The organism is Salmonella sp. 741265055_HSA (assembly GCF_046569525.1).
Classification (GTDB): domain Bacteria; phylum Pseudomonadota; class Gammaproteobacteria; order Enterobacterales; family Enterobacteriaceae; genus Salmonella; species Salmonella enterica.
The window spans coordinates 16,489-37,185 of the sequence record NZ_JBKFSQ010000011.1 but is presented as its reverse complement, the minus strand read 5'-3'; the positions used below and the strand labels follow the sequence as shown (position 1 = coordinate 37,185).

Annotated in this window: 20 protein-coding genes; 5 read left to right on the top strand and 15 right to left on the bottom strand. The window is 51.4% G+C overall.

The window, feature by feature from the left end; translation table 11 throughout:
- Nucleotides 1-27 precede the first annotated feature (27 nt).
- Together tpiA and ACLD4K_RS08405 are read right to left on the bottom strand one after the other, a co-directional pair.
- On the bottom strand, nt 28-795 hold the full coding sequence (tpiA, locus tag ACLD4K_RS08410) for a triose-phosphate isomerase (protein WP_080095360.1): 768 nt from the start codon (nt 793-795) through the stop codon (nt 28-30).
- A gap of 112 nt (nt 796-907) precedes the next feature.
- The gene (locus ACLD4K_RS08405) at nt 908-1,504 is read right to left on the bottom strand and encodes a YiiQ family protein (RefSeq protein WP_000802241.1); all 597 of its coding nucleotides are present in this window, start codon (nt 1,502-1,504) and stop codon (nt 908-910) included.
- Between the two features lie 100 nt (nt 1,505-1,604).
- Here ACLD4K_RS08405 and ACLD4K_RS08400 point away from each other — a divergent pair, with 100 nt between their 5' ends.
- Nucleotides 1,605-2,033, top strand: a complete 429-nt coding sequence (locus ACLD4K_RS08400) for a DUF805 domain-containing protein (protein ID WP_000155236.1) — start codon at nt 1,605-1,607, stop codon at nt 2,031-2,033.
- 105 nt (nt 2,034-2,138) lie between these two features.
- On the opposite strand, the gene fpr is transcribed toward ACLD4K_RS08400, so the two are convergent.
- Entirely contained in the window at nt 2,139-2,885 is a 747-nt protein-coding gene (gene fpr, locus ACLD4K_RS08395) for a ferredoxin--NADP(+) reductase (protein WP_000796303.1), read from the bottom strand.
- Nucleotides 2,886-2,981: 96 nt separating this feature from the next.
- Entirely contained in the window at nt 2,982-3,992 is a 1,011-nt protein-coding gene (glpX, locus tag ACLD4K_RS08390) for a class II fructose-bisphosphatase (RefSeq protein WP_001250624.1), read from the bottom strand.
- Between the two features lie 210 nt (nt 3,993-4,202).
- Between glpX and ACLD4K_RS08385 the strand changes: the two genes are divergently transcribed.
- Both ACLD4K_RS08385 and ACLD4K_RS08380 read left to right on the top strand, forming a co-directional pair.
- Nucleotides 4,203-4,388, top strand: a complete 186-nt coding sequence (locus ACLD4K_RS08385; protein WP_000237157.1) for a hypothetical protein — start codon at nt 4,203-4,205, stop codon at nt 4,386-4,388.
- Nucleotides 4,389-4,444: 56 nt separating this feature from the next.
- A complete protein-coding gene (locus ACLD4K_RS08380; RefSeq protein WP_411011682.1) occupies nt 4,445-6,028 on the top strand; it encodes an anti-phage dCTP deaminase in 1,584 nt (527 codons plus the stop codon).
- Nucleotides 6,029-6,074: 46 nt separating this feature from the next.
- Here the strand turns inward: ACLD4K_RS08380 and glpK are convergent, their stop codons facing one another.
- Entirely contained in the window at nt 6,075-7,583 is a 1,509-nt protein-coding gene (glpK, locus tag ACLD4K_RS08375; protein ID WP_000136808.1) for a glycerol kinase GlpK, read from the bottom strand.
- 20 nt (nt 7,584-7,603) lie between these two features.
- Nucleotides 7,604-8,449 carry an MIP/aquaporin family protein gene (locus ACLD4K_RS08370; RefSeq protein WP_000084285.1) on the bottom strand — a complete coding sequence of 282 codons (846 nt, stop codon included), beginning with the start codon at nt 8,447-8,449 and terminating at the stop codon, nt 7,604-7,606.
- A gap of 398 nt (nt 8,450-8,847) precedes the next feature.
- Here ACLD4K_RS08370 and zapB point away from each other — a divergent pair, with 398 nt between their 5' ends.
- The gene (zapB, locus tag ACLD4K_RS08365; protein ID WP_000051370.1) at nt 8,848-9,087 is read left to right on the top strand and encodes a septal ring assembly protein ZapB; all 240 of its coding nucleotides are present in this window, start codon (nt 8,848-8,850) and stop codon (nt 9,085-9,087) included.
- Nucleotides 9,088-9,308: 221 nt separating this feature from the next.
- Here the strand turns inward: zapB and rraA are convergent, their stop codons facing one another.
- The 7 genes from rraA to priA all read right to left on the bottom strand — a co-directional run bounded on the left by rraA (nt 9,309) and on the right by priA (nt 17,295).
- Nucleotides 9,309-9,794 (bottom strand): ribonuclease E activity regulator RraA, encoded by a 486-nt coding sequence (gene rraA, locus ACLD4K_RS08360; RefSeq protein ID WP_000872918.1) that lies wholly within the window; start codon nt 9,792-9,794, stop codon nt 9,309-9,311.
- A gap of 92 nt (nt 9,795-9,886) precedes the next feature.
- On the bottom strand, nt 9,887-10,816 hold the full coding sequence (gene menA, locus ACLD4K_RS08355; protein ID WP_411011681.1) for a 1,4-dihydroxy-2-naphthoate polyprenyltransferase: 930 nt from the start codon (nt 10,814-10,816) through the stop codon (nt 9,887-9,889).
- A gap of 66 nt (nt 10,817-10,882) precedes the next feature.
- The gene (gene hslU, locus ACLD4K_RS08350) at nt 10,883-12,214 is read right to left on the bottom strand and encodes an HslU--HslV peptidase ATPase subunit (protein ID WP_001293360.1); all 1,332 of its coding nucleotides are present in this window, start codon (nt 12,212-12,214) and stop codon (nt 10,883-10,885) included.
- Nucleotides 12,215-12,223: 9 nt separating this feature from the next.
- Nucleotides 12,224-12,754, bottom strand: a complete 531-nt coding sequence (gene hslV / locus ACLD4K_RS08345) for an ATP-dependent protease subunit HslV (RefSeq protein WP_000208240.1) — start codon at nt 12,752-12,754, stop codon at nt 12,224-12,226.
- Nucleotides 12,755-12,845: 91 nt separating this feature from the next.
- Complete coding sequence (gene ftsN, locus ACLD4K_RS08340) at nt 12,846-13,823, bottom strand: cell division protein FtsN (RefSeq protein ID WP_000068809.1); 978 nt, start codon at nt 13,821-13,823, stop codon at nt 12,846-12,848.
- Between the two features lie 93 nt (nt 13,824-13,916).
- Nucleotides 13,917-14,942, bottom strand: a complete 1,026-nt coding sequence (cytR, locus tag ACLD4K_RS08335; RefSeq protein ID WP_000841337.1) for a DNA-binding transcriptional regulator CytR — start codon at nt 14,940-14,942, stop codon at nt 13,917-13,919.
- Between the two features lie 154 nt (nt 14,943-15,096).
- Complete coding sequence (gene priA, locus ACLD4K_RS08330; RefSeq protein WP_076933430.1) at nt 15,097-17,295, bottom strand: primosomal protein N'; 2,199 nt, start codon at nt 17,293-17,295, stop codon at nt 15,097-15,099.
- Between the two features lie 203 nt (nt 17,296-17,498).
- Here priA and rpmE point away from each other — a divergent pair, with 203 nt between their 5' ends.
- Complete coding sequence (gene rpmE, locus ACLD4K_RS08325) at nt 17,499-17,711, top strand: 50S ribosomal protein L31 (RefSeq protein WP_000715284.1); 213 nt, start codon at nt 17,499-17,501, stop codon at nt 17,709-17,711.
- A gap of 45 nt (nt 17,712-17,756) precedes the next feature.
- Here rpmE and ACLD4K_RS08320 read toward each other — a convergent pair whose 3' ends face one another.
- The gene (locus ACLD4K_RS08320; protein WP_079821336.1) at nt 17,757-18,419 is read right to left on the bottom strand and encodes a TIGR02117 family protein; all 663 of its coding nucleotides are present in this window, start codon (nt 18,417-18,419) and stop codon (nt 17,757-17,759) included.
- A 200-nt stretch (nt 18,420-18,619) separates the two neighbouring features.
- Nucleotides 18,620-20,410: an aryl-sulfate sulfotransferase gene (locus tag ACLD4K_RS08315; RefSeq protein ID WP_411011680.1), complete on the bottom strand. Its 1,791-nt coding sequence runs from the start codon at nt 20,408-20,410 to the stop codon at nt 18,620-18,622.
- Nucleotides 20,411-20,697: the final 287 nt, after the last annotated feature.

Sequence of the window (20,697 nt, the reverse complement as noted above, 5' to 3'; positions counted from 1 at the left end):
GAGGTAAGTTCCTCCCGTCGCAACAACTTAAGCCTGTTTAGCCGCTTCTGCTGCTTTCACGATCACCGCGAAGGCGTCAGCTTTCAGAGAAGCACCGCCAACCAGCGCGCCGTCGATGTCCGGCTGCGCGAACAGTTCGGCGGCGTTGGACGCATTAACAGAACCGCCGTACTGGATAATGACCTGTTCAGCGATTTTCGCGTCAGCTTTAGCAATGTGGTCACGGATGAATTTGTGAACTGCCTGCGCCTGCGCAGGAGTTGCAGATTTGCCGGTACCGATCGCCCATACGGGTTCATAAGCGATAACCGTGCCTTCAAAGGCTGCCGCGCCCTGCGTTTTCAGAACGGCGTCGATCTGGCGCGCGCACACTTCTTCTGTTTTGCCCGCTTCGTTTTCCGCTTCGGTTTCACCGATGCACAGTACCGGCGTCAGACCTTGTTCTTTCAGTACGGCGAATTTTTTGGCGATCAGCTCGTCAGATTCTTTGTGATAAGTACGACGCTCGGAGTGGCCGATAATAATGTACTGCGCGCCGATATCTTTCAGCATTTCAGCCGAAGTTTCACCGGTGAATGCGCCAGACAGATTCAGATCAACATTCTGCGCGCCCAGCATGATGTGGCTGCCGGCAGCAGCGCGTTTCGCCAGATCGATATACATTTCCGGCGGAGCGATTGCCACGTCGCAGCCTGCTACGCCCGCCAGTTCTTTACGCAGGTTAGCCACCAGTTCGTTTACCATGTGGCGGCTGCCGTTCAGTTTCCAGTTACCCATCACTAAAGGATGTCGCATTTCATTTCTCCACGCTTAGTCAGCGAATTAAGGAAGATGGCCGCTCGTCAGAGCAGCATGGTCTGTGAAACAGTATAGAGATTCATCCCCGGAAAGGCTTTGCTTTTTGTCATCAATTCGCCCCTTCCAGATTTTCAGATAACGCCAGCTTAATCGGTTCAACCGCGAAGGTCAGCCCCTTTTCGCCGTTATCTGCGACAACATAACGTACCGCGCCTTCGGTCTCGGCGTAATAGTGTTTACCTTTACCGGCGATAAGCATCTTTTGCAGTTTTTTCTGGCTTTGCTCTTTTGTCAGCAACGGGGCGACAGTGCGAATAATGGCGGCCATATATTCCAGCGCTTTCGCTTTCGCCGCTTTCTGTTCCGGCCCCTGAATGGGCAGCCAGGTAATCTGCATACTTTTCACTTTGAGCGTACCGCGCTCCAGCGCCGTGGAGGCATACAGATTTTCGTTAATCTTACTGGCGGCGCGGGTCAGATTCGCCTTATCGCGGCTATTCTCAATGGCGCGAAATTCATTGAGCGGCAGATCGGGATTCTGGCGGTTAAAGTTCTCACGAAACTGGCTAATAGAAAGATCAAAGGTTGGCGAGCCCGCCAGCAGATAGGGCGCTGTCGTGGTCGATGAAGAGAGCTGCGCGTGCGCCGTTATGCTGGCGGTGAGAGCAGAAAACAACAGTAAAAACAGAGTACATCCTGGCTTCATCAATCTTACCTTTCGTTAGGACTGCTCACGATTAAAACGATAACTGTCGGGCTTGTCAAAAGGGTAAACTGTAGCGGAAGGCAAAATATAAGGAACTTACATGACCATACAGCAATGGTTATTCTCATTTAAAGGGCGTATCGGACGCCGTGATTTCTGGATTTGGATCGGCCTCTGGTTTGCCGGGATGCTGGCGCTATTTTCGCTGGCGGGGAAAAACCTGCTTGATATCCAAACGGCGGCATTTTGCCTGGTGTGCCTGCTGTGGCCGACCGCCGCCGTCATGGTCAAACGTCTGCATGACCGGGGGCGATCCGGCGCGTGGGCGTTGCTGATGATTCTGGCGTGGATGCTGCTGGCCGGAAACTGGGTGATGCTGCCGGGGATGTGGCAGTGGGTCGTCGGGCGATTTATTCCGACGCTGATCCTGGTGATGATGCTTATCGATTTGGGCGCGTTTGTCGGTGTTCAGGGGGAAAATAAGTTTGGGAAAGCGACACAGGACGTGAAGTTTAAAGCAGAGCTGTAACGGGCGGTAAACCGTAATTTGCCCGGTGGCGCTGACGCTTACCGGGTCTACAGAGTGGTGATGATTTGCAGGCCGGATAAGCCCCAGCCGCCATTCGGTAAAACATCACCAGTAATGTTCAGCCGTCATATGCCCCGGTCGGCGGCGCAGATGTTTAGTCATCTGTCGGGTCTCTTTCAGCAGTTGCTGCGTATCGCGCACCATCTGCGGGTTCCCGCACAGCATGACGTGGCTGGTCTCTTTATCCATCGGTAATCCAACGGCTTTTTCCAGCTCGCCGTTTTCAATGAGCGCAGGCACGCGTCCGGTAAGCGAGCCTGGCACGCTCTCCCGGCTGACCACCGTTTGGATGCGCAGCTTGCCTTCATAACGCTGTTGCAGTTCCAGCATTAGCGGCAGATAGCTTAAATCGGCGGCGAAGCGTGCGGCGTGGACTAAGACCAGATTTTTAAAGCGCGCGACATCCTGGCCATATTGCAGAATAGACAAATACGGGCCAATAGCGGTTCCGGTCGCCAGCATCCATAGCGTCTCGCAGTCAGGCACTTCATCCAGTACAAAGAAACCCGACGCGTCGCTGACCACTTGCACCTCATCGCCAGGTTTTAGCGCCGCCAGCCGCGGGCTGAGCTTTCCTTGCGGCACCGTCACCAGATAAAACTCTAAATTCGGATTGTCAGGCGCATTCACATAGGAATACGCGCGCTGAACGCGCTCGCCATCGATCTCCAGTCCGAGTTTGGTAAATTGGCCTGCAGTAAAAGGATTAATGGGGGCGTGAACGGTCAGGCTGAACAGTGCGTCAGTCCAGTTTTGCACCTTAGTGACTTTACCTGTTACCCAATCGGCCATGGTTTTCTCCTGTTCTGAATCGCTAACCTTATCTTCGTTCGTCAGGAGAAAGATTTCCAGCCCCGCGAGGCTGGAAGGCTCTAACTAACAAATGCGCTAGAGGATATGCGCCTGTACATCCGGATCTTTACGATCAAGATAGTGGATCGACTGAATGCGGCGGATGGTGCGTGATTTGCCGCGGATCAGCAGTGTTTCCGTCGTGGCGATATGGCCTTTCCGGCTAATTCCTTCCAGCAGATCGCCTTTCGTGATGCCGGTCGCGGAGAAAATAACGTTATCGCTACGCGCCATATCGCCCAGGCATAACGCCTTGCCCGCTTCAATGCCCATTGCTTTGCAGCGCGCCAGTTCCTGTTCGCCAATGCGGCGGTTTTCTTCGCTGTCGCCTTTCACGTCATGGCGCGCCAGCAGACGCCCCTGCATATCGCCGTCCAGCGCGCGGATCACCGCTGCGGATACCACGCCTTCTGGTGCGCCGCCAATCCCGTACAGCACGTCGACTTCGCTATCCGGCATACAGGTCAGAATTGAGGCCGCGACGTCGCCGTCAGGAATGGCAAACACGCGTACGCCCAGTTTGGCCATCTCTGCGATGACCTCGTCATGACGCGGTTTTGCCAGAATGGTCACGGTCAGATCGCCAAGCGGTTTACCCAGCGCATCCGCGATGTTGCGCAGGTTATCCGCCAGCGGCAGATTGAGATCGATTGCCCCTTTGGCGCCCGGACCGACAATCAGTTTTTCCATATACATATCGGGCGCATTCAGGAAACAGCCTTTATCGCCGACCGCCAGCACCGCCAGCGCGTTCGCCTGACCCATCGCCGTCATGCGCGTGCCCTCAATCGGATCGACGGCGATATCTACCGCATCGCCGTGGCCGGTACCGACTTTCTCGCCGATATAGAGCATCGGGGCTTCGTCGATTTCGCCTTCGCCAATCACGATGGTGCCGTCAATGTTGACCTGGTTGAGCATGATACGCATGGCGTTGACCGCCGCGCCGTCCGCGGTATTTTTATCGCCGCGTCCCAGCCATTTGTAGCCAGCCAGCGCCGCCGCTTCGGTCACACGGGAAAATTCGATGGCAAGTTCTCGTCTCATAAAAAACTCGTAGCAAAAAGGAGTGGCGCGCAGTGTAACATGTAATAAGTAGAACTCTTTAATATAGTATTTTTATTAAGATTCAATAGGTTAATGTAAGCTATTGAATTTAAAAAATTATAGGCTATTGTTCTAATATTGCTATTTTTTGATATTGACGCTAAGCAGGGTATGCGTAGAATACATGCGGGTTAACGAAGGGAAAAGCTTATGGTTATAACATTAGATGAACATCGTAGAGATACAGCTCCGGCGGGCGATCGCTCTAACGAGAGTAATGCTGATAACGAAAGCGCTATGGTTCTCACCTTTACGCCCAAGAAAAGCATTGAAAATGTTGATGATGATCAAGCTATTGCTGCTATTCTTGCCAGGGCAAAAGCACTGAAGTGGTGATCAATAGTTAAGTATTCTATATTGAGTGCTCTCAACTGTAGATTGTGAGCATTTAAATGGGAACTAATACTGCACAAAAACTTCCTCCTGTTTCTTCTGACCAAGATTCCTCCTCCCAAAATTCAATTGAAATTATAAAAAACAGGCAATCAAAAGAATTGATTTTGGCTTTCTGTGGGCCAATTGGGTCTGGAATAAAAGCAATTAGATTAGCATTTGAAAATAATCTTGAAAATCTTGGTTATAAGGTTCATCATATCCACATAAGTTCTTTAATGGATAAAGTTAAAAAAACTTCTGTAAATACTGATCCCTATAACCGATATATAGAAAAGCAAAATCAAGGTAATGCCCTAAGAGAAAATTATGGCCCTCAGATTATGGCTGAGGCCGCTATTGCCAGTATTGCTGAAATAAAACAAAAATCAAGAACTTCGATAAATGCTGAAGCACGTTTTAATGAAAGGTTTGTGTATATTATCGATCAATTAAAAAACCCTGCTGAAGTTGAGTTATTAAGACTTGTTTATCAACATAACTTCTATCTAATAGGAGTTGTAAGAAACGAATCTGAGAGAAAAAGAAACTTAAGAGATGAAGGGATTTCTCCTCAGCATATAGATGAACTCATACATTTAGATCGTAAAAGTGGCGGAAGCAAAGGGCAGCAAGTTGAAAAAACTATTCTTGATGCCGATTTCTTTATAAGAAATAATCAAAGTCATTCAACTCAGCTAAATAATAAAGTAGAACGGTTTTTGGGCTTGATTCATGGAAAAAATGGACTCACCCCATCACTGCATGAGAAAGGTATGTTTAATGCCTTTAGCGCTTCTCTTCAATCTGCATGTTTGTCTCGGCAGGTTGGAGCGGCTATTGTTGACCATGAAGGGAATATTTTATCAACCGGAAGAAATGATGTGCCCAGACCTGGTGGAGGGCTGTATACATTTGAAGATGAAAATAAAGATTTCAGATGTATTCATAAGGGAGGTAAATGTTATAATGACATGCATAAAGCTAAAATTAAAGATAGCATAACTAAACAAATCAATCTAAGTTTAGATAATGTGCTCACGCAAAGTTCATCAAAACCTTTATTAGAAAAAGCTATTCGGAGTATATTCGTTGATACTGACTTTGTAGAAAAACTTGCATCTAATATTTATAGCAACTCCCCAATAAAATCTTTAATTGAATATTCGAGAGCGATACATGCTGAAATGGATGCCATTACAACGTTAGCACGTACAGGAGAGGCATCCACTAAAAATAAGATTATGTTCACTACTACATATCCTTGCCATAATTGTGCTCGTCATATTGTTGCTGCAGGTATTGTTAGTGTTTACTATATAGAGCCTTATGAAAAAAGCCTTGCCTTAGATCTCCATGACGATGCCATTAATGATACAAACATTAATGATACCCAGAAAGTGAATTTTATTCAGTTTGAGGGAGTATCACCACGCCGATATGCTAAGTTTTTCTTTACTACGTCAGATCGAAAGAATTCACAAGGTTATGCGTATCCTTATGCTACGAAATATAATAACCATGTTGATTATCAATTTATTGATAGCTACCAGGAGATGGAAGATAAAATTACGCAGATATATACCAGTAAAATAAGCGATTAATGCCATTTTTAGTGAGTCGGCCTATAAAATAGGCCGACTGATAGTATTACTTGTCGTGATCTTCCCACGCCATTGCGCGTTTAACCGCTTTCTTCCAGCCGCTGTAACGGTAGTTACGCTCGGTGGTTTCAATGCCGGGGCGGAATTCTCGCTCAATGACGGCTTTTTCCTGCAGCTCGTCCAGGTTCTGCCAGTAACCGACGGCCAGACCAGCCAGATAGGCGGCGCCCAGCGCGGTCACTTCGCGCACTTCCGGGCGTTCCACCCGCGTGCCGAGAATATCTGACTGGAACTGCATCAGGAAGTTGTTGGCCACTGCACCGCCGTCCACACGCAGAGCGTGCAGGCGGATGCCGGAGTCGGCCTGCATCGCTTCCAGTACGTCGCGGGTCTGGTAAGCGATGGATTCGAGCGTCGCGCGGATAATGTGATTAGAGTTCACGCCGCGGGTCAGGCCAAAAATGGCGCCGCGGGCATACGGGTCCCAGTACGGCGCGCCCAGACCGGTGAAGGCCGGAACTACGTAGACACCGTTGGTATCTTTCACTTTCGTGGCGAAATATTCGGAGTCGAACGCGTCGCTGATGAGCTTCATTTCATCACGCAGCCATTGAATGGACGCTCCCGCCATAAACACCGCGCCTTCCAGCGCATAGTTGACTTCGCCGCTTGGTCCGCAGGCGATGGTGGTCAGCAGGCCGTTTTCCGATTTTACCGCTTTCTCGCCGGTGTTCATCAGCATAAAGCAGCCGGTGCCGTAGGTATTCTTTGCCATTCCTTCCTTTACGCACAGTTGGCCGAAGAGCGCGGCCTGCTGATCCCCGGCAATCCCGGCGATAGGAATACGCGTACCGCCTTTACCGCCAATATTGGTCTGGCCGTAGACTTCGGAGGACTTACGTACCTGGGGCAGCATCGCGCGTGGGATATCCAGCACGTCCAGCATCTTATCGTCCCAGTCCAAATCATGGATGTTGAACAGCATGGTTCGTGAGGCGTTGGTGTAATCCGTAACGTGGACGCGGCCCTGCGTCATCTTCCAGATAAGCCAGGTATCCACCGTACCGAACAGCAGCTCGCCACGCTTCGCGCGTTCGCGCGAACCTTCCACATGGTCAAGGATCCATTTCACTTTAGTGCCAGAGAAGTACGGGTCGACGACCAGACCGGTATTGTCGCGGATGTAATCTTCCAGGCCGTCGCGTTTAAGCTGTTCGCAAATATCGGCGGTACGACGGCACTGCCAGACAATAGCGTTGTATATCGGTTTGCCGGTTTCACGTTCCCAGACGATCGCGGTTTCACGTTGGTTGGTGATACCGATAGCGGCAATCTGATCGGAACTGATATCGGCCTTAGCCAGTACTTCTACCAGCGTTGAGCTTTGGGACGCCCAAATTTCCATCGGGTCGTGTTCTACCCAGCCTGGCTTAGGATAAATTTGCTCAAATTCACGCTGTGATACGCTGACGATATTCGCGTCATGATCCATAACGACCGCGCGGGAGCTGGTGGTACCCTGGTCGAGCGCAACGATATATTTTTTTTCAGTCATAATTTTGTCCCGTAATCAGATTACAGCGAAGCATTTTGTTGTGTGGTCGCGGTGGAGTCCTTCTCTTCCACGACGCAGGTATCGCACGGCAAATGACGGCCAATAAATTTGCGATAAGCAAACGCGCCCAGAATGGCGCCGACGATGGGGCCAAACAGCGGCACCAGGAAGTAAGGAATGTCTCTACCGCCGGTAAACGCAATTTCACCCCAGCCGGCAAGCCCGGCGAACATTTTGGGGCCAAAGTCACGCGCCGGATTCATCGCAAACCCGGTCAACGGCCCCATAGAGGCACCGATAACGGCGATCAGTAAACCAATGAGCAGTGGCGCAAGCGGACCGCGAGGTACGCCGTTACCGTCGTCGGTCAGCGCCAGAATCAGCCCCATCAGAATAGCGGTAATCACCATTTCAACCGCGAAGGCCTGCACAAAATTGATATGAGGATTCGGGTAAGTTGAGAAAATGCCTGCGAGATCGAGACTTTCAACGCTGCCACGGACGATATGGTGGGTTTGTTCGAAGTCCACAAAAAGATTGTAATAAAGCCCGTAAACTAACGCCGCTGCGCAAAAGGCGCCGGCAACTTGAGAAATAATAAAAGGAACAACTTTACGTTTGTCGAAACAGGCAAATAGCCAGAGTGCGATGGTCACTGCCGGGTTCAGGTGTGCGCCAGAAACACCTGCCGTCAGGTAGATAGCCATCGCTACTCCCAGACCCCAGATGACGCTGATTTCCCACTGTCCAAAAGTAGCTCCGGCAACTTTAAGCGCAGCGACACAACCCACACCGAAAAAAATCAACAACCCGGTACCGAGGAATTCAGCAATGCACTGGCCTTTTAAGGTTGATGTTTGACTCATAATCGGATCCTGAAGAGTATGTAATGATTATTGGTATGCGAGGAGGTCATGGACATCCACGATGCCCTGTAGGCACACTGTTAATTTATCGTTAACGAGCAAAAACGAGAAATATCGAAATCAAAATGTGTGTACTGCGTCAATAAAATGAGCGTTATCGCGCCATGAGGCGCATTTTGAGACAGCAGAAGAGAGTGAATTGAATCATTTCATTAACCAATATGTTAACACTTTTAAGTTATTGAATGAATGTTACCAGGAGATGGATGAAAATTGCTGCAAACCGCGATCTACGCGGTATGTCGCTGGACAGCGAGAGCGGGGCTTCATACAATCGACACTATATGTTGTGCGCGTTTACGTGAAGCGTCGCCTTGCAATTCAGGAGAGGTAAGATCATGTCTTTAGAAGTGTTTGAGAAACTGGAAGCAAAAGTACAGCAGGCGATTGACACCATCACCCTGTTACAGATGGAAATTGAAGAGCTGAAAGAAAAGAACAACAGCCTGACGCAGGAAGTGCAGTCTGCACAGCATCAACGTGAAGAACTCGAGCGTGAAAATAATTCTCTGAAGGAACAGCAGAGCGGCTGGCAGGAACGTTTGCAGGCGCTGCTTGGTCGTATGGAAGAAGTCTAATCCTCGTCATATTTCACGTTATGGCGGCGTTGGCTGCGTGCGTTCACCCCAGTCACATAGTGGCCTATGCTCCTGGGGATTCACTTACTTGCCGCCTTGCCCTGACGCGAAATCTATAGAGGATTTAGAATGCGGATACCGGTGGGCCGGATAAGGCGTAAGCCGACATCCGGCAATCAGCGACAACGCATAAAAAAGGCGCCTTACGGCGCCTTTTTTGATCACTCGATATCAAGCGGGTCTTCGGAAAGGATAATTCCTGTGTTGTCGGCATAGAGATGATCGCCGGAGAAGAACGTCACGCCGCCGAAATTGACGCGCACATCGCTTTCCCCAATGCCTTCACCTGCGGCGCCAACCGGAATGGCGGCGATCGCCTGAATGCCGATATCCAGCTCTTCCAGATCGTCCACCTGACGCACCGCGCCATAGATAACCAGCCCTTCCCATTCATTTTGCGTGGCCAGACGCGCCAGCTCCGCATCGACTAATGCACGGCGGACAGAACCGCCGCCATCGACCAGCAGAACCCGACCACGGCCATTTTGTTCGAGCAGATCGTACAGCAACCCGTTGTCCTCGAAACATTTTACCGTGATGATTTGTCCGCCAAACGACGACCGCCCTCCAAAATTAGAGAACAGCGGTTCCACGACGTTGACATCTTCCTGATAGATGTCACAAAGCTCGGAAGTATCGTATTTCATAGGCTTAACGTTCAGTTGCTGCGAGAATTTTTAGTATATCGCGCTAAGTATACTGTTGGCAAAATCATCAATTGTTAATTGATATTTGTCAGTTAAACGGCCCACTGACTTAAGAGTATCCCAATCACAAATAACAGATTGGTTAACAACGCGCCTTTAACGGTACGTTCAAGCATCGGGCGCATTGCCGCAGGCTCCCTTTCGCGCATTACGTAGCGCGCTTGTTTAATGAGCAAGGGCGCGGCCAGAATAAACAACCATCCCCACGGACTGTGTAGCGAGAGCAGATTAAACAGCGCCAGACAGAGCAGCGCGCCTAGCAACAGGCAGGCGTGATAACGACGCGCGTTGACATCGCCCAGTCGTACTACAAGGGTGTTTTTGCCGTTCTCTCTGTCGCTATTAATATCGCGCAGGTTATTAATATTCAGCACCGCCGTCGCCAGTAAACCGCAGGCGGTGGCCGGGAGAATCAGCGCCGGAATCAGCGTATGCGCCTGGAGATACCAGCTCCCCATGACACTTAGCCAGCCAAAGAATACGAGGACAGAGATATCACCCAGCCCGATATAACCGTAGGGCCGATTACCCACGGTGTAGGTGATGGCGGCGATAATCGACAGCCCGCCCAAAATCAGGAAGCCGACAAAATCGCTTAACGTATGGCACGCGACCGCCACCAGCGCCAGTCCGGAGATACAGATCAGCACGACGGTAATGATTAACGCCCGCTTCATCTCCTGCCGGGTGATGACGCCTTTTTGCATCCCCCGCAGCGGCCCGATGCGATCCGGTTTATCACTGCCTTTGACAGCGTCGCCATAATCGTTGGCGAGGTTGGATAAAATTTGCAGCAGCCCGGCGGTGATAAGGGCCAGCAGTGCGACCAGAGGATCGAAATAGCCTTGCCACCATGCCAGGGCCGTACCGACGATAATCGCCGCGAAGGCGAGGGGTAAGGTTTTGGGTCGTAAGCTTTCCAGCCAGGCCTGGGTGCGGCTAATTTGTTGTTGTTCAGTCATATTTAGCGCCAATAAAAATGGGGCTTTTCAGCCCCATCAACAGTGATGAAAATGCATTGGACGCGATTATAAGATAAAACGGCTTAGATCTTCATCTGCGACCAGCGCATCCAGATGTTTGCTCACATATTCCGCATCAATTGTGATGTTTTGGCCGTGCAGATCGCTGGCGTTATAGGAAATTTCTTCCATCAGACGCTCCAGTACGGTATGCAGACGGCGCGCGCCGATGTTTTCGGTGGTTTCGTTAACCTGCCAGGCGGCTTCGGCAATACGTTTAATACCGGAATCGGTGAACTCGATATTGACGCCTTCAGTTGCCATCAGCGCTTTATACTGCACGGTGACGGAGGCGTTTGGCTCGGTCAAAATGCGTTCGAAATCGCTGGTGGTCAGCGCCTGAAGTTCAACGCGAATCGGCAGACGGCCCTGCAGTTCCGGGATCAGATCAGACGGCTTCGCCACCTGGAACGCGCCAGAGGCGATAAACAGAATATGATCCGTTTTGACCATCCCGTGTTTGGTTGAAACCGTGCAGCCTTCTACCAGCGGCAGTAAGTCGCGCTGTACGCCTTCGCGTGAAACATCCGGGCCGGAGGTTTCGCCACGCTTACAAATTTTGTCAATTTCATCGATAAACACGATGCCGTGCTGTTCAACCGCGTCGATAGCGTCCTGTTTCAGCTCTTCCGGGTTGACCAGCTTAGCAGCTTCTTCTTCAACCAACAGTTTCATCGCGTCTTTAATTTTCAGCTTACGCGGTTTCTGTTTCTGACCGCCCAGGTTCTGGAACATAGACTGCAACTGGCTGGTCATTTCTTCCATGCCCGGAGGCGCCATAATCTCTACGCCCATCGGCGCGGCGGCGAGGTTAATCTCGATCTCTTTATCGTCGAGCTGGCCTTCGCGCAGTTTTTTGCGGAACGTTTGACGGGCGGCAGAAGGCTCCTGCTGCTGTTCGGCCTGGCCCCAGTTATTTTTTGCGGGTGGGATCAGTACGTCGAGAATACGTTCTTCCGCCAACTCTTCCGCACGATAGCGGTTTTTCTCGATAGCCTGTACGCGAACCATTTTCACCGCGGCATCGGTCAGATCGCGGATGATAGAGTCCACTTCTTTCCCGACATAGCCCACTTCGGTGAATTTGGTGGCTTCGACTTTAATGAATGGCGCGTTGGCGAGTTTTGCCAGACGACGGGCGATTTCGGTTTTACCGACGCCGGTCGGGCCAATCATCAGAATATTTTTCGGCGTTACTTCGTGGCGCAGCTCTTCATCAAGCTGCATACGACGCCAGCGGTTACGCAATGCAATTGCCACGGAACGCTTTGCGTTATCCTGGCCGATAATGTGTTTGTTCAGTTCGCTGACAATTTCGCGTGGGGTCATTTCAGACATGAGAGGTCCTTACGCTTTGGCGGTCAATTCTTCAATGGTGTGGAAATGGTTGGTGTAAATGCAGATATCGCCTGCAATATCCAACGCCTTTTCAGCAATTTCGCGCGCGCCGAGCTCGGTATTTTCCAACAGAGCGCGAGCGGCAGCCTGGGCATAAGGACCGCCGGAGCCGATAGCAATTAAATCGTTTTCAGGTTGCACGACATCGCCGTTACCCGTGATGATGAGCGAGGCGGTTTCATCCGCGACGGCCAGCAACGCTTCCAGTTTGCGTAGCATACGGTCGGTACGCCAGTCTTTCGCCAGTTCAACGGCGGCTTTGACCAGGTGCCCCTGATGCATTTCCAGTTTACGTTCAAACAGCTCGAACAGCGTGAATGCATCCGCAGTACCGCCCGCAAAGCCCGCAATGACCTTGTCGTTGTAGAGGCGGCGGACTTTCTTCACGTTGCCTTTCATTACTGTGTTACCCAGTGTGGCCTGACCATCACCGGCGATTACCACGTGGCCGTTACGGCGTACGCTTACTATTGTTGTCACGAGCAGACCCCTTGGTTACTAATGCTGAATTGCGGCCCCGTACGGCGTACGGGGCATAATGCAAGTATAGATGGGGGAGATTTTGAGGGTTTCAACCCCCGGTGGCGAGTCGAATGCAGTTTGTATGGCCCGCCATCTTCAGACGGTTAATGGTGCTGTCGGCATTTTCTTTACCTTTCACCGGCCCGATAACCACGCGATTCCAGCCGTTATTGGTGGTAATTTTGGAGTCAAAGCCTTCAAATGCCAGCTGAGCGCGGACGCTTTCTGCCTGCTCAGCGCCTTTGAATGAACCACATTGCACCATCCAGCGACGTTCATCTTTTTTCTCTGCTGTCGCCTTCGGCGCTTCAGGCGCGCGCGTAATGGGCGCGGCTTTTGGCGCTGCCGCGCTGGTATGCGCCGGCGTTTGCAGCAAATCCTGATAAGGTTGCTGCGAGGCCGTCTGCTTCGGCGGCTGACTTTGGCGCGCGGGTTGCGCCGGGGCGGACTGTACCGTGCGTGTTTGCGGCTGCTCGTTTACCCGCGGCTGCGTACGTGGTTGCTGAACAGGCTGCGTTTGAGCCCACTGCTGCTGCTGCTGCGCCTGACGCTGGCGCTGTAGCGTTTGCTGGCGTTGTTCTGGCGTCTGCTCGTTCCACGGCACTTCGTTAAGTTGCGTTGGCTGCTGACGCATATCCGCCTGCATCTGCTCCAGGAGTTGACGCTGTTCGCTGGTGAGCTGATTCGGATTCATGACTTCGCCGCCGGCGGACGGTTCCGTTGGCGTACGCACGCCCGGCTGGCGACTTTCCAGCTCTTTGATGTAACGCCAGCGCTCTTCCGGTTTTGGCGGAAGCCCATTGCCGGTGACTTTCTGGTTTTGTAGCGTTTCGGACTCTTCTTTCTTATGGTGAGTAATGAAGTACAGACCGCCGATAAAGGTCACAAGGACGGCTGCCGCAATCGCGACCATTGCCGGCGAGACGGCAGGCATGTTGCTTTGCTTCTTCCGTGAGTTCCGTGAGGTGCTCTTTTTGCGCCGCGAAGGAGCCGGTTGGCCGCGACGTACATAATCTCGTTGTGCCACTATCGTTTCGCTGTATTTATTCGTTCGTCAGCCCGTCATGTTACTGAAGCGGCGGGCCTTTGACCAGACAGGTGAGTCTTAAAGCTATTTACTTTAGGGTAAAGCGCGCGTAGAACCGCGAATAATCAGCTCGCAATCCATTAAACGCGAGCCGCTGCTCACATTTTGCCCCTGCATCTGATCGAGCAACAGCAGCATCGCCTCGCGACCAATGTCAAAACGCGGCTGCGCCACGGTTGTCAACGGAGGGTCGCAAAACTCGGCCAGCGCGATATTGTCAAAGCCGATAATCGACAGATCGTCAGGTACTTTCAGACCCTGGCGCTTGGCCCAGGAGAGCGCGCCCAGCGCCATTACGTCGCTATGACAAAAGACGGCGGTAGGCGGCAACGGTTGCTCAAGCAACTGCTTTAATGCGTTTGCCCCGGCTTCAAAGGTAAAGTCGCCACGGGCGATGTAATGCGGATCGACCACAATGCCACTGCGTCTTAATGCCTGTACGTAACCTTGTAAGCGATAGTGACAGAGCGGCATATCTTCCGGCCCCGCAATACAGCCAATCCGCTTGTGGCCCAAATCCAACAGGTAGTTCATGGCATTGAACGCGGCGGTCAGGTTATCGATATGTACCGTCGGCAGTTCAAGCTCCGGCGCGAACTCATTCGACATCACCATCGGAGGCAAATTGCGCTGCTCCTCAACGCTGGCGTCAAAGGGCAGTCGGGAACTGAGAAGTACCATGCCGTCGATCTGTTTGGTGATGATGAGATTAAGAAAGGTTTTTTCTTTCTGGTTTTGATGGGCGCAATCGCCAATCAGCACCAGATACCCCTGTTCTGCCGCGGTCACTTCGATACCGCGGATAATTTCACTGAAGAAGGGATCGCAAATATCCGGGACAATCACCAAAATCGTACGGGATTCATTGCGTTTTACATTTCGCCCCATCGACTGCGGGAAATAACCCACTTCAAGCGCGGCCTGTTCAACCCGGCTACGGGTCGACTGGGAGACTTTATCGGGGTTCATTAACGCGCGGGATACGGTTGCTGTAGAGACTTTCGCCTTCAACGCAACATCCTTCATCGTAGCGGCAGTAACCTGCTTGTTCGATTTCACTCTTTCTCCTCGCCTGGGAACTGCTGGCGCAGATCTATCCCTGGTAACACTCATCGAAAACATTTTTATCAGATAGTGCGTGGAAGCGGTTACAGAATTTTCATAAAAAGTGTGATGGATCTTTAATTTTACGATCCGCCTCGCATCGTGAGGACTATCCTTCAATCGGATCGACGTCCAGAACCCATTTAACTTTCCGCGCTTCAGGGAGCGTATTGATCAACGCCAGCGTGCCGCTGATGATGTGTTGCAGGCGGATCCGTGAAGGATGCTGAAGTAAAATTTGCCAGCGATAGCGGCCGCCGCGTTTTGGCGCGAGGGCCGGAACCGGACCTAAGATCCACAGCTTATCGTCTGATAGCGGGCTGGCCTGAATCAGATTACGCAACTGCTGGAGAAAGACGGGCGCCTGCTGATTGTTGTGATCCTCTGCGCGAATAATGACGTGGCTGGTCCACGGCGGAAGCTGGAGCGTTTGCCGTTCCGCCAGCGCCTGTTCCGCAAACGCATCATAGCCTTTATACAGTAACGTTTGCAGCAGGGGATGCTCAGGATGGTGCGTTTGGAGCACCACTTCGCCCTGTTTGCCCGCGCGCCCGGCGCGGCCGGAAACCTGAGTGTAGAGCTGGGCGAAGCGTTCCGCCGAACGAAAATCTGCGGAAAAAAGCGCGCCATCGACGTCCAGCAACGCCACCAGAGTGACGTCCGGGAAGTGATGACCTTTCGCCAGCATTTGTGTGCCTATCAGAATGCGCGCTCCGCCGCGGTGAACTTCCGCCAGATGCTGCTCCAGCGCGCCTTTACGACTGGTGGTATCACGGTCGATTCGTGAGATCGGCACGCCGGGGAAGAAGGGCGCCAGCACCTGCTCCAGTTGTTCCGTCCCTAACCCAACCGGTAACATATGTGTGGAGCCGCAGGAGGGGCACTGACGCGGCACCGGACGCTGGCTGTCGCAGTGATGACAGCGTAAATGATGCTGCGCCTGGTGCAGCGTGTAGTAGTGATCGCAACGCGGGCACTCCGCAATCCAGCCGCAGTCGTGGCAAAGCAGCGCGGGCGCGAATCCCCGGCGGTTAAGAAATAAAATTACCTGATTGTCGGCCTGGAGATGTTGGCGCATACGGGCGATAAGGGCGGGCGCCAGTCCCGCCTGAAGACGCTGGCCTTTTAAATCCAGCACATGCTGTAGGGCTGGGCGGGCGTTGCCTGCGCGCCGCGTCAGACGCAGCATCCGGTATTTTTTCTGCCGCACGTTGCATAGCGTTTCCAGGGCTGGGGTGGCGGAGCCGAGAATAATCGGGATCTGCTCGCTATGGGCGCGATACACTGCCAAATCGCGGGCATGGTAGCGCCACCCTTCCTGCTGTTTATAAGAGCTGTCGTGCTCTTCGTCGATGACAATCACGCCAAGATTTTTAAACGGCGTAAACAGCGAGGAGCGCGTGCCGATGACAATCGCCGCTTCGCCGTTTTTCGCTTTCAGCCATGCCGAAAGACGCTCGCTGTCGTTTAGCCCGGAATGCAGCACTTCCACCGGCGCGTTAAAACGTTCGCGAAAACGGGCGATCGTTTGCGGCGTCAGGCCGATTTCCGGCACCATCACCAGCGCCTGTTTGCCCTGGGCGAGGACGTTTTCCAGCACGCTCAGATACACTTCGGTCTTGCCGGAACCGGTTACGCCTGCCAGCAACCAGGCGGAGAAACCGTCCGACGCGCTGTGAATCGCGCCGACTGCTGTCGCCTGTTCGGTATTCAGCCGCAGGCGCTCTCCTGCGACGGCGTAATGCTCTCGCCAGTCGGTAAACGCGGGCGTTTCACTGGCAAGCTCACAAAGCCCCTTACGCCGCAGCGTTTGCAGCGTGGCGTCAGTAAAATCAAGCTCGGCTACCTGATAGCGCCAGATCTTTCCTTGCCGCAGCGCCGCCAGCGCCTGTTGTTGTTTGGCGGAGCGTTTCAGGCTGTTGATGTCGACGGCTTGCCCCTCTTCGGTGGCGAACCAATACCATAGGGGCGCGTTGCTGGCTGGTTTTCCCTGACGCAGTAAAACCGGCAGAGCGTGAAACAGAACGTCGCCGAGGGGATGGTGGTAGTAATCCGCCGCCCAGAGGAGTAAGCGCCAGATGGAGGGAGAAAAGATTGGCTCGTTATCCAGGATTTCAATGACCGATTTTAATTCATCGAGCGGCAATTCGCTGTGGTCGCTAACCGAGACGACAATGCCCACGCGCTCTTGCTGCTTGCCGAACGGCACGCGCACGCGGAACCCGGCTTTGGCGACCCCGCCTTCCGGCAGCAGGTAATCAAAGGTTCGGGGAAGCGGAACGGGCAAGGCAACGTGCGCGACGGACATAGCATCTTCCTGACTTGAAATTTCGTCGGGTAGTATACACATTACGATAAGGGAGCGCGGATCAGTTTGCATACGGTGGTCAAATTCTGTATGATTCGCCGCCTTTGGTGCGTGTTGTGAGCATCAAACCCTTTACTATTAACTTCGCGTGGTGTCTGGCGTTAGGGCTGGAAGAGCGACGCGGCCTTACACTGAGGTTCCCCATGAAAAAAGGTATTCACCCGAATTACGTAGAAATTACTGCAACCTGTTCTTGCGGTAATGTTATCAAAACCCACTCTACCGTGGGTCACGACCTGAACCTGGACGTGTGCGGCAAATGCCACCCGTTCTTCACTGGTAAGCAGCGTGTTGTTGATACCGGTGGTCGTGTTGAGCGCTTCAACAAGCGCTTCAGCATCCCTGGCAGCAAATAAGTTACCGCCAGAAAAAAAAGCGCCGCAGGGCGCTTTTTTTGTTTTCTAGGGATAACAGTATTTGTTCAGACACATTCTGTGATCCGTAATCGCTTTCATTACGCTTCCTGCCGTGAGTTTTAACGAAGGATTTATAGTCAGTCCCGCGCTTTCCAGCCCCTTCGCTGTCCATTTATTGCAGGTATTGAGTATGCCGTAGCGGCCATTCGCGGCGTAAAACTGGCTATCGCCGTAAATTCCTTGTTTTAACGGAATCAGATTACCCTCTGCGTCACGCGCAAAGCTGCGGCCCAGATAACGCATCAGACTGTTACGCTGGTTTGTGTGCAGGAGCAGTGATTTTATCTCGCTACCGGCGAAATAGCGTTCTGGTTGACCGGAAAAGGCGACGATGTGCATAACCGCGCCGGATGACCAGAACATGGCCTGGAGCGTAAGCGCGGTGGTTATTTCTTGTGACTGATAAAAGCCCTTATCGCCCCAGCCGATTTCATACCACTGCGTCTCCTGAGCGAACCGTTTTTTAAGCTGTGGCAGAACGGTATTAACATCATGGGCTGGCGCAATAATTCCCGTGTGCCAGCCATGACTGACGATATAGATTTCCGTCGGGGAGGGCTGTCCGCCTGTCGTAGGTTTTACGGCTTGTGGAAAGGTTGTGCAGCCATATAGCAATAAACTTAACCCGGCGATAAAGAGATTTTTCATGACATATCACCAGCAAAGGCGCGGTATGTTGTGGCGTTTGTCTAATGACGCTGCGTTTATCGGGTCGGTGCCGGATTGGTAATTCATTGATATTTTTGCATTCCTCTTCGAGGGTAATAAGGCGAATGTCATAACTACAATACGTTTTAACCATTCAGGCGGAAGTTAGCTTCCGCCTGTTTTACTTTTACTATCTCGCTTTATTTTTTAAACATCTGCTCTGGATCGATAATCAGCGCCCGATAACCCAGCATACCGGCACGGTTACTGTGTACTTTTAGCTCCAGCATCACATCCTGAGTACCGTCTTTGACTTCATCCAGAACGGAAACGATCGGTTTTGTACCGCTCATTCCCGCTGTAGCCGAGTACATAAACATCGTTTTGGTTTCCGGGCGATATTCCGTGACGGAAGTAATGGCGCTGTACCAGTCAAAACCGCGCTCTTTACCATATTCCCACATTTGGGAAACCGTCATATTTTTTTCGTCAATCTGATATTCCACGCCACGGGAATATTTCATTGACGGCATGGCCGGTTGTTCCATGCCGCGCGCATCGCCGTTATCAAAGGCGGTCACGACGGTGTTACCTCCGGTACTTTTGGATGGCACTAACCAACCGGTATGCTGTGTCCATGTCCAGTCAAATCCACCGTCGCAGTGGTGCGCTTCGCAGGTTAGCGGTTTGCCTTTGCTGTCTACGGGTTTCAGCACTTTTTTCGCCAGTTCGCCTTTCCAGCCGGATGGATCGGAAAGTATCCATTTCACTTTTTTATCGCGGCCAATTTTGATGATGGCAGACTGGTGGCGCGAGCTAATGATAATGCTGTCGTCGCGAGGATCGTAGCTGACGGAGTTAACATGCGCCCAGTTGCGGCCCGGGCCGGAGCCCGCGATATCGCCGAAGGGTTGTTTTGCAAGCTGCTCTTTGGTCATGACCTGACCGGAATGTTCGGCATCGACGCTCAAACATACTGCTCCCTGATCCATCGCCAGAATAACGTCGTCACGATAGGGGTCGAGGATTTTTGGCAGATCCCAGTAATCGACGGTATCGCCGTTCTGGTCAACTTCAAGAATATGATCACGCACAGTATTGATTGTGAATTTATCATTTAATGGATAATTTTCTTTTGCGACACGCAGCAGGTAGGTGCCTTTCGGCGTTTCGGTAATGGCGTGCGAAAAATCAATAAATCCTTTTGGCAGTCGTTTATCAGAAATAACGCGGCCTAAGAAATCATATTTAAAGTAACGTTGACCCTGGCCAAAAATAAGATTGCCATCGTTAACCTGATGGAAGCTCATCATGGAACCAAAGCGCGTTATATCATCCTGGTTACGGAATTTATCAATATTCATATAGCCGCGAACATCGCCATTCGTATCGCTAATCCAGTTGATACCGGTATAATCCCAGTTCGCCGCGCCGCCTGCGACATGCATAATGTGGCCTGCTCTTGGCATCCCCGTTATATGGTTAAAAAGATATAAGCGTTTTTTAAGCGAGCTATCGACTTTAACCGGTTCTACTGTAGGAAGAACGGCGGTTTGCCCGGTAGTCGAGGGTAATGATACCGGTGCGGCGTAAATGGACCACGTATAAGTTTGTTTTTTACCTTCTTCAGTCCAGTCTACTTTAACTTTATTGACATAATCTGGATACAAGCCAAATACAGGTATGCCGTCATGGGTATTTATAGCCTGCGGGCCGACATCATAACTGATCGGTATACCTTTTTCCCCTTTCCCTAAAACGGTAACCTTCACGTTCTGCACATTATGATTGGCTTTATTAATGATTGCTGTTAATGGGAAAACGCCGCCGTAGGGTGCGACATCGACCATACCTAATGGCCCTTCATGGACTGGAATGACATCTGATGATGCGACCATTGGCCTGTTTGGGTCTAAAACGCCTGAGGCTAAAACGCTGCCGCTCAAACACAGGCAGCATAATACAGGTAAGACTTTCCTTGTAAATAACATATTTATTTCCCCATTCGATATTATCGATAAAATGAATGTATATTAACCTTCTTATTTATCGGAGATGAAAAACATTTAAGAAAGTAAAGCAATCCGCGGAGAGGAATAATGATGTTGGTCACAAATATGAGGTGTTCATGGTGTTTTTAACAATAATCATCATTATTCTATTTATTCAGTAAATATATGGCGGTGTATTATTGTTCATGGGCGCTTTGCTACGTGAAACATTAAATAAATATTGGAAATTTAAATATAATAAAATTATATCGGTTATGGCATTCCGG